The sequence below is a fragment of the Thioclava sp. GXIMD2076 genome (assembly GCF_037949795.1).
Classification (GTDB): domain Bacteria; phylum Pseudomonadota; class Alphaproteobacteria; order Rhodobacterales; family Rhodobacteraceae; genus Thioclava; species Thioclava kandeliae.
In genome coordinates this window covers 2,148,234-2,161,656 of record NZ_CP149932.1, presented here as the reverse complement: position 1 = coordinate 2,161,656, position 13,423 = coordinate 2,148,234, and the positions used below count along the sequence as shown (strand labels likewise).

The 13,423-nt window shown below is 58.7% G+C and carries 12 protein-coding genes; 3 read left to right on the top strand and 9 right to left on the bottom strand.

The genetic code is table 11. The features are described 5' to 3' along the window. The first annotated feature begins 187 nt into the window (after positions 1-187). Entirely contained in the window at positions 188-952 is a 765-nt protein-coding gene (rpsB, locus tag WDB91_RS10660) for a 30S ribosomal protein S2 (protein ID WP_339112543.1), read from the top strand. A 75-nt stretch (positions 953-1,027) separates the two neighbouring features. After that, a complete protein-coding gene (gene tsf, locus WDB91_RS10655) occupies positions 1,028-1,906 on the top strand; it encodes a translation elongation factor Ts (protein WP_339112542.1) in 879 nt (292 codons plus the stop codon). A 361-nt stretch (positions 1,907-2,267) separates the two neighbouring features. Here the strand turns inward: tsf and WDB91_RS10650 are convergent, their stop codons facing one another. The 5 genes from WDB91_RS10650 to WDB91_RS10630 all read right to left on the bottom strand — a co-directional run bounded on the left by WDB91_RS10650 (position 2,268) and on the right by WDB91_RS10630 (position 6,163). Continuing rightward, on the bottom strand, positions 2,268-3,062 hold the full coding sequence (locus WDB91_RS10650) for a LuxR family transcriptional regulator (protein WP_339112541.1): 795 nt from the start codon (positions 3,060-3,062) through the stop codon (positions 2,268-2,270). A gap of 105 nt (positions 3,063-3,167) precedes the next feature. After that, positions 3,168-3,599: a TIGR01244 family sulfur transferase gene (locus WDB91_RS10645; RefSeq protein ID WP_339112540.1), complete on the bottom strand. Its 432-nt coding sequence runs from the start codon at positions 3,597-3,599 to the stop codon at positions 3,168-3,170. 81 nt (positions 3,600-3,680) lie between these two features. Beyond that, positions 3,681-4,370 (bottom strand): phosphoglycolate phosphatase, encoded by a 690-nt coding sequence (gph, locus tag WDB91_RS10640; RefSeq protein WP_339112539.1) that lies wholly within the window; start codon positions 4,368-4,370, stop codon positions 3,681-3,683. Between the two features lie 4 nt (positions 4,371-4,374). Continuing rightward, positions 4,375-5,070, bottom strand: coding sequence for a ribulose-phosphate 3-epimerase (gene rpe, locus WDB91_RS10635; protein ID WP_339112538.1), 696 nt, complete (start codon positions 5,068-5,070; stop codon positions 4,375-4,377). Between the two features lie 208 nt (positions 5,071-5,278). Next, positions 5,279-6,163, bottom strand: a complete 885-nt coding sequence (locus WDB91_RS10630; protein ID WP_339112537.1) for an NAD(P)-dependent oxidoreductase — start codon at positions 6,161-6,163, stop codon at positions 5,279-5,281. Positions 6,164-6,305: 142 nt separating this feature from the next. Here WDB91_RS10630 and WDB91_RS10625 point away from each other — a divergent pair, with 142 nt between their 5' ends. Next, positions 6,306-8,762, top strand: a complete 2,457-nt coding sequence (locus WDB91_RS10625; protein ID WP_339112536.1) for a penicillin acylase family protein — start codon at positions 6,306-6,308, stop codon at positions 8,760-8,762. Between the two features lie 66 nt (positions 8,763-8,828). On the opposite strand, the gene hflX is transcribed toward WDB91_RS10625, so the two are convergent. The 4 genes from hflX to trkA all read right to left on the bottom strand — a co-directional run bounded on the left by hflX (position 8,829) and on the right by trkA (position 13,405). Continuing rightward, complete coding sequence (hflX, locus tag WDB91_RS10620; protein ID WP_339114505.1) at positions 8,829-10,034, bottom strand: GTPase HflX; 1,206 nt, start codon at positions 10,032-10,034, stop codon at positions 8,829-8,831. Positions 10,035-10,119: 85 nt separating this feature from the next. After that, positions 10,120-10,353, bottom strand: a complete 234-nt coding sequence (hfq, locus tag WDB91_RS10615) for an RNA chaperone Hfq (protein WP_339107276.1) — start codon at positions 10,351-10,353, stop codon at positions 10,120-10,122. Positions 10,354-10,491: 138 nt separating this feature from the next. Further along, complete coding sequence (locus WDB91_RS10610; RefSeq protein WP_339112535.1) at positions 10,492-12,015, bottom strand: potassium transporter TrkG; 1,524 nt, start codon at positions 12,013-12,015, stop codon at positions 10,492-10,494. A 10-nt stretch (positions 12,016-12,025) separates the two neighbouring features. Beyond that, positions 12,026-13,405 (bottom strand): Trk system potassium transporter TrkA, encoded by a 1,380-nt coding sequence (gene trkA / locus WDB91_RS10605; protein WP_339112534.1) that lies wholly within the window; start codon positions 13,403-13,405, stop codon positions 12,026-12,028. Positions 13,406-13,423 lie beyond the last annotated feature (18 nt).

Here is a 13,423-nt window from a genome sequence, read left to right as displayed (position 1 = left end):
ACCAAAAGCCCGAAGACTGCGCATATTTCACTTGTCATGGCAGCAGCCCCGATGTAAGAGGCCCGCACTTCACAGGCGAAGGCGGGCTTTTCGGGGGAGACATCCCTGAGGGTCCACCGGTTGGAGCCACCTAGCACGGTGGTTTTCAAAACCTTCGCCCAGGCGCAAACCGGAAAAGGAAAAGACCATGGCGCTTCCCGATTTCACCATGCGTCAGCTGCTCGAAGCTGGCGTTCACTTCGGTCACCAGACGCAACGCTGGAACCCGCAGATGCAACAATACATCTACGGCGACCGTAACGGCATCCACATCCTCGACCTGACCCAGACCGTCCCGATGCTGGACAAGGCTCTGCAAGTCGTGCGTGACACCGTTGCAAAAGGCGGCCGCGTTCTGTTCGTCGGCACCAAGCGTCAGGCTGCAAAGCCCGTTGCAGAAGCCGCTGAAAAATCGGCCCAATACTACATGAACCACCGCTGGCTCGGTGGCACGCTGACCAACTGGAAAACCGTTTCCCAGTCGATCTCGCGTATGAAAACCATCACCGAGAAGCTCGAAGCAGGCGCAGAAGGCCTGACCAAGAAAGAGCGCCTCGGCATGGAGCGTGACCACGAGAAGCTGACCGCTTCGCTCGGTGGTATCGCCGAAATGGGCGGCCTCCCGGACCTTCTGTTCGTCATCGACGTCAAGAAAGAAGATCTGGCCATCGCAGAAGCTAATAAACTGGGTATCCCGGTTGTGGCTGTTGTCGATACCAACTGCTCGCCCAAAGGCGTGGACTATGTGATCCCGGGCAACGACGACGCCGCACGCGCCATCTCGCTCTATTGCGATCTGGTCTCGCGCGCAGCGCTCGACGGCATGACCGCCCAGATGGGCGCAGCCGGCGTTGACCTCGGCGCTCTGGAAGACGCACCGGTTGAAGAAGCCGTCGAGGCTGAAGAAGCATAATCGCTTCACCGTCATCCCAATGACACGGGAGGGGACTAAGACCCCTCCCAATTACATTTGACAGGAGATCCGAGCATGGCGATCACCGCAGCAATGGTGAAAGAACTGCGCGAAAGCACCGGCGCAGGCATGATGGACGCGAAAAAAGCGCTGACCGAAACCGATGGCGATATGGAAGCAGCCGTAGACTGGCTGCGCACCAAAGGCCTCGCGAAAGCAGCGAAGAAATCCGGCCGTGTTGCAGCTGAAGGCCTCGTGGCCGTGGCTGTCGAAGGCGGCAAAGGTGTTGCTGTCGAAGTGAACTCGGAAACCGACTTCGTTGGTAAGAACGCCGAATTCCAAGGTATGGTCTCGAAGATCGCGACCGCTGCTCTGGGCGTGAACACCACCGAAGAGCTGAACAACGCACCCGTCGACGGCAAGCCGGTTTCGGAAGTCCTCACCGACGCGATCGCGAAAATCGGCGAGAACATGACCCTGCGCCGTATGGTTGCCGTGGAAGGCGAGACCGTTGTCTCCTATGTCCATAATGCCGCTGCAGAAGGCATGGGCAAGATCGGTGTTCTGGTTGCGCTGAAAGGTTCCAACGAGACTATCGGCAAGCAAATCGCGATGCATATCGCTGCGACCAACCCGGCCTCGCTGTCGGAAGCTGATCTCGATCCGGCAATCGTCGAGAAAGAGAAGCAGGTCCAGATCGATATCGCACGCGAGTCGGGCAAGCCCGAAGCCGTGATCGAGAAAATGATCGTTGGCCGGATGCAGAAGTTCCTGCAGGAAGTCACCCTTGTGAACCAAGCCTTCGTTATCAACCCCGATCTGACCGTTGGCCAGGCGGCCAAGGACGCAGGGGTCGAGATCGTTGCATTCGCCCGCGTTGAAGTCGGCGAAGGTATCGAGAAAGAAAAAGAAGATTTCGCTGCAGAAGTCGCCAAGACCGCTGCTGGCAACTGATCTTTCCGATCGGTATGTCTTTGAAGCGAGCGTCCGCAAGGGCGCTCGTTTTGCTTTGGAACGGGGGCAGGGCGGGCCGGAGCTACATGGACTGCGGTTGGGACGCCGGCGGCGCTCTGAAGCTCCAACAAGTCGCGCAAATTAAAAAGGCCTGACATACGAAAATGCGTATGCCAGACCTAACCGGTAAACCGGACAGAACCTTGGATATAGCGGATAAATAATCGCCGACCCCCGATTCCATGTTCCTGGCCAAAGCCACCACTCACGGAACACGGATATTAAAACGTAAATTTACATAGTTTGAGAAGTAAGGAAATCCATACCTTGTGTGGCTTTCACAAATGTCGGAAGGTTGTGGTCAGGCTCTCGGACTGGAGTGATGCAGCGGGTTTTCCAGAACAGGCTCCGGCGTAGGCTGGAAGATCTGGTTCATGACTGCAGCTTTGAGCACGGCTTGTGCAGTCGTCTCGACATTGAGAGCCTCGCGCGCCAGACGCAGGTGTTTCTCGATCGTGGTGCTGGTCAGCCCCATCAGCATCGCGACATCCATGACGGTCTTGCCATCAGCAATCCATTCCAGTGTTTCGCGTTGGCGCGGAGACAGGTGACGCTTCGGTGGAATATAGGGCAGGCCGGATAGCCGCATATGCATGAGCTGACAGGCCACCAGAAGGGTGCGCTGATGCTCGGCCCAGATTGCATCGACCTCGCACTGGGAAAGATCCCTGCGCGCGCATAGGCCGATACCGCCTCTGGCCCGCGAGGTCGATTGCTGGAAGCCGATCGAGATCCCTGCGGTGATACCGTAGCTGCGGTTCAGCTCGAGCACCTTGAGAGAGGCCGCATCGAGCATCCCCGATGCGAGCTTCTGACCGACAAGGCCCCAGGATTCCCAGCCCTCATTGGACCAGGCCCATTGCACCATCGGCGCGTTGATATAGAGTTTCCCGCCGATCAGAGCCTTGATATAGTCTTTATCATGGTTGGACAGGATCACCGTTTCATCGAGATCCAAAAGATTGGGGCGCGACTGGAACCGCGTATAGCCATAGAGCAGCCGATCGAAACCATACCCCTCCATGAACTGGCAATGATGCGCCCAGATCTCTTCAACCGATGTCAGGCTCAACAGTGTTTCGATATATTCAAGCATACGCCATTACCAAGAGTTCCATTAGGAAATACTCGGCAAGGGCGCATAATATCAATACCTCAACAGCCGTTGACCTTTATCATAAATTGCGGAAGCAAAGCAAGCTTATGCTTTTTGTTCTGCATAGGCCGCCAGAAGGCCCGCCATAGGGCGGTGATCGTAACCTGCTTTTTCAGCAGCGGCGATGATCTCGGCCACATCCATCTTGCCAGCCTGCGCCATTGCCCAGAGATGCGAGCTGCGTGTGCCCGAACGGCAATAGGCAAAACAGGGCTTCTCCGCCACATCAAGACAGCCCTCGAACGCGCCAACCAGTTCGGGCGTCATATCGCCGGGATAGAAGGGAAGATAATGCGCCACCATCCCGTTTTCTTCCGCAGCTTTAGCAAAAACCTCATGCGAAAGCTCTGGCGGATTTTCCTCATCGGGACGGTTAATGATGAGGGTCTTGAACCCTTGCTCGGCCAGCAGAGCCACATCTTCAGGCATGATCTGCGGGGCCACGGCAAATTCGGGTGAAAGCGGACGGATATCCATTCTATACTCCTTTTCCGGCAAACCGGTTTTAGTCGGAGATCATAGAGCGCATAGGGCAGGGTGGCCGCAAGAGGCTAATGCTCAAGCCTGCGGCATTTCCTTCACGAAACATCCGACAAGGCTACCGAGAGCACCAAAATCATCAAAGACCCGCCACGGAGCAAGCTCCTCGGCCGCCATCTTCCTGTATCCGCGGGTGTAAAGCAGGAACGGAATGCCCGCTGCATGGGCGGCTTCTGCATCCACCTCCGAGTCGCCCACATAAAGACATGGCGCAGGGCCCATGCGATCGCGCGCCGCCCAGAGCATCTCGGGGTCGGGTTTGCGCGTGGGCAGGCTGTCACCCGCTACAACCACGCTGAAAAACGCATCAATTCCAGTATGTTGCAGAACTGTTCTAGCAGCATCCAACGGCTTGTTCGTGCAAAGCCCCAGTGCAACATTGCTTTCCTGCAGATCCTGCAGAGCCTCGATCACGCCGTCAAAGAGAAGATTTCCATGCTGCTGGCGCGCGTAACGCGCTGAAAAAGCGTTGGAAACCGAGATGAATTGCGCGGAAGACGGATCCATGCCGTTCTGCCTGCCGACACAGTCCATGAGATGCGGGACACCACGGCCGATAAAGCCGCGCACCACATCCAGCGGCAATACGGGCAACCCGTGCAGGCTCAGTGCATGATTCAGCGCCAGCTGGATGGCCGCCGCGCTGTCAACGAGCGTCCCGTCGAGATCGAAGATCACGGAACATACCGATGTCATCGCGGCGGCCATAATCTTACTTCACACGCGCGGCTTCGGCGGCGGCGCGGATGGCAGCGATATTCGCTCCATAGGCCTCGGGCTGCTCGACCGAGCCACCTTTGAACACGGCCGAACCCGCGACCAGAACATCCGCGCCAGCCTCGGCCATCAGCGGTGCGGTCTCGGGTGTGATGCCGCCATCGATCTCGATATGGATCGGACGATCGCCGATCATCGCACGCAGCTTGCGGACCTTGTCGATCTGGCTATGGATGAATTTCTGTCCGCCGAAACCGGGGTTCACAGTCATCACGCAGATCAGATCGACCTGGTCGAGAAGATAGTCGATCTGCTCGATACCGGTGCCGGGATTGAGCGCCAGACCGGCCTTGCAGCCAGCACCACGGATCGCTTGCAGCGTGCGGTGGATGTGCGGACCGGCCTCGAGATGCGCCGTGATGACATCGGCGCCAGCATCGGCATAGGCGTCGATATACTGGTCGACCGGCGAGATCATCAGATGGACATCCATGACCGTCTTGATATGCGGACGGATCGCTTTGCACAGCGGCGGCCCGAAGGTCAGGTTGGGCACGAAATGACCGTCCATGACATCGACATGGACCCAATCGGCGCCCTGGGCCTCGATGGCCCGGATCTCGCGTCCGAAATCGGCGAAATCGGCAGAAAGAATAGAAGGCGCGATCTTAATGCTGCGATCAAAGCTCATTGCTTGGCGTCCTGCATGCTAAGGAGATTTGGCGTCCGTTTAGTCGCTCATCCGCGTCGGGTCCAGTCTACATTGCATAAAATAGGCACTGATAATCGGATGAATGACACAATATTTTACATAATTCGCATTATTGGTATAAAATACGCATAGGAAGAATGCGAATTATGTATCGCATACTCCTATGTTTTTCAGTCACTTACCGCACTTAGTTCGCGTTTTCTGACAGCTTACGCAGCCGCGCGATCAGAGCGGATGTGTCCAAGCGTCCGCCACCCATCGTCTGAACATCCTTGTAGAACTGGTCGACAAGCGCCGTCATCGGCAGCGGCGCCTTGATTTCCTCTGCCGTATTCAGACAGATATCGAGATCCTTGCGCATCCAGTCGACAGCGAAGCCGAACGCGTATTCGCCCTTGGCCATGGTCTCCGAACGGTTCGCCATCTGCCAGCTTCCGGCGGCACCCTGACTGATCACCTCGACCACATCGGTGATCGACAATCCCGCTTTCTCGGCAAAGAGCAGCGCCTCGGACAGCCCTTGGACCACACCCGCAATCGCGATCTGGTTGGCGGATTTACACAGCTGGCCCGCGCCGCTCTCGCCAAGTCTACGACAGATCTTGGCATAGGCATCAAGCACCGGCGCAACCTTATCGAACTGCTCTTGCGGCCCACCACACATGATCGACAGGACGCCGTTCTCCGCACCCGCCTGACCGCCCGAGATTGGCGCATCGACAAAGCCCAGACCTTTATCACTGGCGATCGCCGCAAGCTCGCGCGTGACCATCGCCGAAACGGTCGTGTGATCCACCAGGATCGCCCCCGAGGACATCCCCGAGAACGCGCCATCCTCACCGGCACAGACCATGCGCAGGTCATCGTCATTGCCGACACAGGTCATCACGATCTCGGCGTCTTTCACAGCCTCCGCGGGCGTTGTCCCGAAGGCCCCGCCATGTTCGGCAACCCAGGCCTCGGCCTTCGCGGTCGTGCGGTTATAAACAGTCACCTCATGGCCGGCATCCTTCAGATGCGCCGCCATCGGATAGCCCATCACCCCGAGCCCCAGAAAAGCGATTTTCGTCATCGGTAAACTCCCTCACAGTATTCGCACAGTATTGGCAATCTCGCGCAAACGCGCGTTGATCCTTTGTCATACCTGACTTACTAAGCCGCAACCCCCGCTGGTCAAATCCGGCGCAACTTTTGCAGACCCAACCGGAGCACTCATGTACTCACTTTTCCGCTGGATGGTGCGACTGACCAGTTTTGTCATTGTTTTAGTCGTTTTGGGCGCGGTCGGGATCTGGTATTTTGCCTCGCGCTCCCTGCCCGATTATAATGCAACCTATAAAGTCTCGGGGATCACCGCGCCGGTCGAAATCGTGCGCTCAACGGAAGATGTGCCGCATATCTTCGGCAAGACCGATCCTGATGTGTTCTTCGGTTTGGGCCTCGCCCATGCGCAGGATCGGCTATGGCAAATGGTGATGCTGCGCCGGACGGTTCAGGGGCGGCTTTCGGAGGTTTTCGGGCCGAGCACGGTAAAGACCGACGAGTTGATGCGGCGTCTGGGGCTCTATGATGCAGCTGTCGCCTCGGTCGATGCGCAGGATGCCCAGACCAGGGCCGCACTCGAGGCGTATGCAGCAGGCGTCAATCAATGGATCGCGCAGGTCAACAAGGGTGCCATGGGGCGTGGTGCGCCCGAATTCTTCCTCTTCGACAACTCGATCTCCTACTGGACGCCTGCGGACTCGCTGGCGATCCTAAAGCTGCTGGCCGTTGAGCAGAACAACCAGTTCACGCGTGAGGTGCTGCGCGCCCGTGTCTCGCTGCTCGATCCGTCCTGGGTTCGCGATCTGCTCCCCGATATGCCCGGAACACCAAGCAGCGCCCTGCCCGATTACCACACGCTCTTCCCCGATGTGCCCCGCGCCGTGCAACAGGAGGATGCGCCCGAGCCGCTCTCGCCATTTCCGGCAGCCGGTCTCGAGGCAGGCTCGAACGCCTGGGCCGCAGCGCCCGACCGTTCTGCCGCGGGCGGATCGCTTCTGGCCAATGACCCGCAGATGGGGCTGACGGCCCCCACGCTATGGTATCTGGCCCGGCTCCAGCTTGCCGGTGGCGGCGTGATCGGCGGCACCATTCCGGGCATTCCGCTCATCATCACAGGGCGTAACGAGCATATGGCATGGGGGGTCACTGGCGCCTATGTCGACGACATGGACCTTCATGTCGAGCAGGTAAACCCTGCCGATCGCGAAACCTACCGCACCCCCGATGGCTGGAAAAAATTCACTACCAAGCGCACGATCCTGAAGATCAAGGACAGCCAGCCAATCACCCTGACGCTCCGAGCGACCGATAATGGTCCGGTGCTGCCCGGCACCCATTTCGACCTCGGGACCGTGACGCCGAAGGGATCGGTGATGTCGGTCGACTGGACCGCCCTCGACCCGCATGACACCTCGATGAGTGCGGCGATGAAGCTGATGCGTGCGAGTGATGTCGAGAGCGCGATCAAGGCCGGTGAGGACTATATCACGCCCGCGCAGAACCTTGTGGTCGCCGACCAGAAAGAAGTCGGGCGGGTGCTGATCGGCGCGATCCCCAAGCGCGATCCGCAAAACCAGACCGAAGGCCGCATGCCCTCCGCGGGCTGGCTGCCGGAAAACCGCTGGTCGGGCCGCCTGCCCTATGCCGACAACCCGCGCGAGATCAATCCGGCCGATGGCGTCGTGATGAACACCAATAACAAGGTCACCGACACGAAATTTCCCGCAAATGTCACCTTCGACTGGGGTGATAGCCAGCGTATCCAGCGTCTGACGAAACTGTTGAGCGACCGCGAGGTGCATTCGCGCGAGAGCTTCATGTCGGCCCAGCTCGACACCGTCAGCCCTGCGGCGCGCAACCTGCTGCCGCTGGTCGGGGCCGATCTGTGGTATACCGGCACACCTGCTCCCGATGGCACGCCCGATCGCCTGCGCCAGCGCGCGCTCGAGCTGCTGGCGGCATGGGATGGCGAGATGTCCGAGCATCTTCCCGAGCCACTGATCTATGCCGCGTGGATGCGCGAGCTGCAATCGCGGCTGATCCGCGACGAGCTGGGTCCACTGGCCGACAAGTTCACAGCCCTCGATCCGCTCTTTATCGAGCGCGTCTTCCGCAATAGTCAGGGCGCGGCGCACTGGTGCAATATCATCCAGTCGGGCACGCAGGAAACCTGTGCCCAGATCGCCAAAACCTCGCTTGATGCCGCCCTTCTTGACCTCAAGGAGAAATACGGCCCCAACATCGAAAGCTGGCGCTGGGGGGATGCGCATGAGGCGCATCAGGATCATCCGGTCCTGAAGAACATGCCCCTGATCGGCTGGTTCGCCAATATCCGGCAGTCCTCCTCGGGCGGTGATTTCACGCTGATGCGCGGCAAGACCATCGGCACGGGCCCCGAGCCCTATACCAATGTTCAGGCGGCAGGTTATCGCGGCGTCTATGATCTGGCCGATCCGGACAGCTCTGTCTTCATCACCGCAACCGGTCAGTCGGGCCATCCCTTCTCGCGCCACTATGACGACCTGTCGGAGTTGTGGCGGCGCGGGGAATATATCCCGATGTCGCTTGATCCGGCGCTTGCGCGAGCCGCTGCGGCAGGCATCACCAAATTGGTTCCCGCCAGCTGACATTGGATAAAAAAGGCGCGGCAAAATGCTTGCCGCGCCTTTTTGATGTTCTTGTATAACTGTGCGCTACAGGGCGTTGTAACGGCCCTTCTGCGAGCCTGTCCATTCGACCTGCAGCACCCAGCCTTCCTTGGTCTGGGCCTCTTCGCGGACAACATTTTCCGCATGCAGCCACGCATGACGGCGGCCTTCCGCGAATGGGAGAACGATTTCCTCGCTTATCCGCTCCTCGCCGAGCAGTTTCTCGATTAACAGAAGAAGTGCCTCAAACCCTTCGCCTGTCAGCGCCGAAATCGCGCAGACATCCTCACGGCGCTCGGCCTGCAGCGCCGTTGCGGCATGGGTCTCCTCGCTCAGAAGATCGAGTTTGTTCCAGACCTCGATGAACGGCACATCCTCGTCGACTTTGAGCTTCTCGAGAATGTCTTCCACATCCGCGGCTTGCGCGTCGCTCTGCGGATGCGAGATGTCACGCACATGCAAGATCAGATCTGCTTCGAGCACTTCTTCCAGCGTCGCACGGAAAGCGGCGACCAACTGGTGGGGCAACTCGGAAATAAATCCCACCGTATCCGACAGGATGACCTTGCGCCCCGAGGGCAGCGTCACCCCGCGCATCGTGGGATCGAGCGTGGCAAAGAGCATATCTTTTGCCAGCACATCCGCACCCGTTACCTTGTTGAAAAGGGTCGACTTTCCGGCGTTTGTATAGCCCACGAGCGCGATGATCGGAAATGGCACCTTGCGGCGTGAGGCCCGATGAAGCTCGCGGGTTTTGACAACCTTGGCCAACTGCCGGCGGATACGCACCATCTGCTCGTCAATCGCTCGACGGTCAGCTTCGATCTGTGTCTCGCCGGGACCACCGACGAACCCGAGCCCGCCACGCTGACGCTCGAGGTGGGTCCATGCCCGCACAAGCCGCGTCCGCTGATAGCTGAGCGCTGCGAGTTCAACCTGCAACACACCCTCACGGGTGCGGGCGCGATCGGCAAAAATCTCGAGAATCAAACCGGTTCGGTCAAGAAGTTTAACCTTCCATTCCTTTTCGAGATTGCGCTGCTGGACCGGCGTCACTGGCCCATCTACCAGCACGAGATCGATCTCCAGATCGTGGAGCTTCTGCCCGAGCTCATCCATCTTGCCAGTGCCAAAAAGATGTCCGGCATGCGGCTTGGGCAAGCGGACGATTTCGGAACCGACCACATCGAGATCGGGCAAAGCGGCGGCCAGAGCCACCGCCTCTGCGAGCCCGTGCTCAGGCAAACGCATCCCGTCCCCGGTTTTGAGGTCAGGATGCAGCACATAGGCCCGCGTCAGGACCTTATCTTGGGAAATAGTATCGCTCAAATCGGACTCAGTCGTCGCCTTCATACAAGGAAATCGGCTGCCCCGGCATGATCGTCGAGATCGCATGCTTGTAGACAAGCTGGGATTGGCCGTCGCGGCGCAGAAGGACGCAGAAGTTATCGAACCAAGTGATAACCCCCTGCAGTTTCACACCATTGATCAAGAAGATCGTGACCGGGATTTTGGTCTTCCGGACATGGTTCAGAAACGCGTCCTGCAGGTTTTGTTTATCGGCAGCCATTTTATTTTGCCTTTTCTTTTAGCATTTCGGGGACGTTGGCTCGTCCCACTCTGGCCCGAGTATGCTCAAGTTAACGCGAGTTTCCACCCCAAATCGGCATCGACGCTGCATCGGTTGAAAAACGTGCCCATAAAGCACTCATTTTCGCCACAGCTCTGGATTGAACAGCGCGATAATCGCCAAAGTTTCAAGCCTTCCCAACACCATAGCCCCTGCAAGAATAGCTTTCGCGGCTGTGCTCAAATCCCCCCAAGCCAGCGGAAAATCCCCCGCGACTGCGGTCAGCGGGCCGGTATTGGACAAAGCCGCGATCGTAAAGATCATGGCCGGATCGAAATCGAGGCCGGTATAGGAGATCGCGACCATGACCACGGCAATCGAGATCGCGAAGAGCATGAAGAAGATCCAGGCCACGAACGCGCCCTTGCGGCGCAATCTGCGCGCCGCCTGCCCGCCGCCGCCGACCGAGCTCGGATAAAGCAGTAGATCCAGTTCCCGCTCGCCATGGCGGATCAGGGCATAGACCCGCAGCAGACGCACTCCGCCCGCAGTTGTCGCGATGCCACCGCCAATGATGGCCAGCCCCGACAAAATGAGCCCGGGGGTGCCAAGTCCTGCCCAGGCGCGGGCATCTTCCCAACCGCTCGATTCAAATCCGGTCGTGGTCAGGAAGGAAAGCGTGGTAAACAGCCCCCCCCAAATCGTCCGGAGCACGACCAGAAGTCCCGGATGGTTATCCGTATCCAGCGCGGCCATCCAGTGGCGGAAAAACAGCACCACGACGGTCAGAAAAACGATCATCGCCGCAAGTCGAAGTTCGGGATCGTCGCGCAACTGTTTGGTTGCACGCATTTCTCCATCCCCGGGCCAGAACCGGCGCGACAATGCGGGAAGGAAGAAGACGAAGATGATCACCTCGGTCAGCACCGAATTCTGCCCGGATGCCAAAGAACTGGTCGGGAGGATACCGGAGGTCGCCAACGTAGACATGGCGGCACAGAGCGCAATCAGATTATCTTCACCCGAGATACGAAGAAGAACCCATAACGCACCGGTAAGTCCGGCATAAACAGGAAGCAGCTGCAGTGCGAAATCCACTAGCCTATCGCGCGAGACAACGCCGCGCTGGCTGCCGCGAAGGTTTACATCCTTCACCTCGCCACCAGGACCGCCAGCAAAGAAGATCTCGAAGCCGCCCACACGCAAGGGAGCGAGCACGGCGATGGTCATCACCAGCATGAAATAACCACCCGACCAGCCGACCATCGCGCGCCACAGATGTAGCGACGGAGGGAGCCTCGCCGGACTGTAGAGCGTGCCGCCCGTCGTCGTAAAGGCCGAGACCATCTCCCACCACGCGTTGAAGAGCGATGTATCCCGCATCACCTCATGAAAGGGGATCGCGAGAATAAGCGGCATTACGGTAAACGCGCCAACCATGGTCAGAAGCGATGACCGCTCGCGAGGACCCCGTCGGTTTGCCACTGTTGCCAGAGACAACAGCATGAAAACAAAAAGAAGGAGCGTTCCGGTATAGAAGAACGGCCGCGCGACTTCGTGCTGGTGGAGCGTCAGCGCGTGCATTGCCGGCACATACATCATCAGGCCGGACACAGCGACCAGAATGACGAAAAGCGGCAGATTACGCAGATTGGACCGCATTGGCGGGTCCTCAGAAGTAATCGATGGAGACCTGCAACAGGCGCTCCACTTCGGCCACATCATCGGCCAACGCGAAGAGTACGATCACATCGCCTTCCTCAATCCGCGTATCGGCACGCGGGCGAACCACGACCTTTTCGCCCTTCTTCAGCCCCCCCATCAGCACGCCTTCGGGAAAATCGATATCTCTCAGCAGCTTCCCCGACAAAGGTGACGTGCCCAAAACCTGTGCTTCGATCACTTCCGCCTCGGCATCCCCGATCGAATAGATCTGGCGGACGCGGCCATGACGGATGTGGCGCAGGATGGACGATACGGTAGTGGCGCGCGGGTTGATCTGCGCATCAATCCCCAGCGGCTCCATCATCGGGATCAGTGTCGGGTCATTGACCAGCGTGATCGCCATCTTGCACCCGGCCTGCTTGGCACGCACCGCGACCAGAAGATTGGTTTTATCATCATCGGTTACGGCAAGAACTGCATCTGTCGAGGCAACATTGGCCTCCTCGAGCAGCTCCTGTGACATGCCATCACCATGCAGAACAATAGTGCGCTCGAGCGAATCCGCGGCTTTCTCGGCACGCTCGCGCGACATCTCGATAATCTTGGCGCGTGTCCGGTCGCTTCGCGCCTCCAGCTTCTTGGCCACTGCCAGACCGACATTCCCACCGCCAATGATCAGGATACGCTCCTGTTTATGGACGTTCTTGCCGAATATCTCGAGCGTGCGCGAAACATCGTCGCGATGCGAACAGATATAGATCTGATCGCCGGAAAACAGCTGGTCATTCGGTTCCGGCGCAAAAAGCCGACCTTCGCGGCGCACCCCCACAACGATGGCGCGCAACGTCGAGAAAAGATCGGTAAGCTGACGCAGCGGCGTCGAAAGAACAGGGCAATCGTCATGCAGTACGATCCCCATCAGCCGCAGCTCGTCTTCCATGAAACTTTCGGTATCAAAGGTCGCCGGTGCCAGAAGCCTGCGCAATGCCGCCTCGGCAACCTCGCGCTCGGGGCTGATGATCACATCGATCGGCAACTGGTCACGGCGGTAGATATCGCGATATTCAGGGTTGAGATAGCTCTGCGACCGCAGGCGGGCAATCTTGCGCGTGATCCCGAAGACCGATTGCGCCACCTGACAGGTCACCATATTGACCTCATCCGAATGGGTTGCGGCAATAATCAGGTCGCAATCGCGCGCACCAGCCGCCTCGAGAACGTCAGGATGCGAGGCAAACCCTACGGTGCCCTGCACATCCAGCATATCGGAGGCCCGCCGCACCAGTTCGGGATTGCTATCCACCACCGTCACGTCATTGCGCTCGCCCGACAGATGCCGCGCGATCTGCCAACCGACCTGACCGGCCCCACAAATAATCACCCTCATGCGACCCTCCGCAACTCG

Bases quoted from the DNA above. Each gene is read 5' to 3' on its own strand.
- rpsB (WP_339112543.1), top strand. From the start codon at position 188: ATGGCGCTTCCCGATTTCACCATGCGTCAGCTGCTCGAAGCTGGCGTT.
- tsf (WP_339112542.1), top strand. From the start codon at position 1,028: ATGGCGATCACCGCAGCAATGGTGAAAGAACTGCGCGAAAGCACCGGC.
- WDB91_RS10650 (WP_339112541.1), bottom strand. From the start codon at position 3,062: ATGCTTGAATATATCGAAACACTGTTGAGCCTGACATCGGTTGAAGAG.
- WDB91_RS10645 (WP_339112540.1), bottom strand. From the start codon at position 3,599: ATGGATATCCGTCCGCTTTCACCCGAATTTGCCGTGGCCCCGCAGATC.
- gph (WP_339112539.1), bottom strand. From the start codon at position 4,370: ATGGCCGCCGCGATGACATCGGTATGTTCCGTGATCTTCGATCTCGAC.
- rpe (WP_339112538.1), bottom strand. From the start codon at position 5,070: ATGAGCTTTGATCGCAGCATTAAGATCGCGCCTTCTATTCTTTCTGCC.
- WDB91_RS10630 (WP_339112537.1), bottom strand. From the start codon at position 6,163: ATGACGAAAATCGCTTTTCTGGGGCTCGGGGTGATGGGCTATCCGATG.
- WDB91_RS10625 (WP_339112536.1), top strand. From the start codon at position 6,306: ATGTACTCACTTTTCCGCTGGATGGTGCGACTGACCAGTTTTGTCATT.
- hflX (WP_339114505.1), bottom strand. From the start codon at position 10,034: ATGCGTTTGCCTGAGCACGGGCTCGCAGAGGCGGTGGCTCTGGCCGCC.
- hfq (WP_339107276.1), bottom strand. From the start codon at position 10,353: ATGGCTGCCGATAAACAAAACCTGCAGGACGCGTTTCTGAACCATGTC.
- WDB91_RS10610 (WP_339112535.1), bottom strand. From the start codon at position 12,015: ATGCGGTCCAATCTGCGTAATCTGCCGCTTTTCGTCATTCTGGTCGCT.
- trkA (WP_339112534.1), bottom strand. From the start codon at position 13,405: ATGAGGGTGATTATTTGTGGGGCCGGTCAGGTCGGTTGGCAGATCGCG.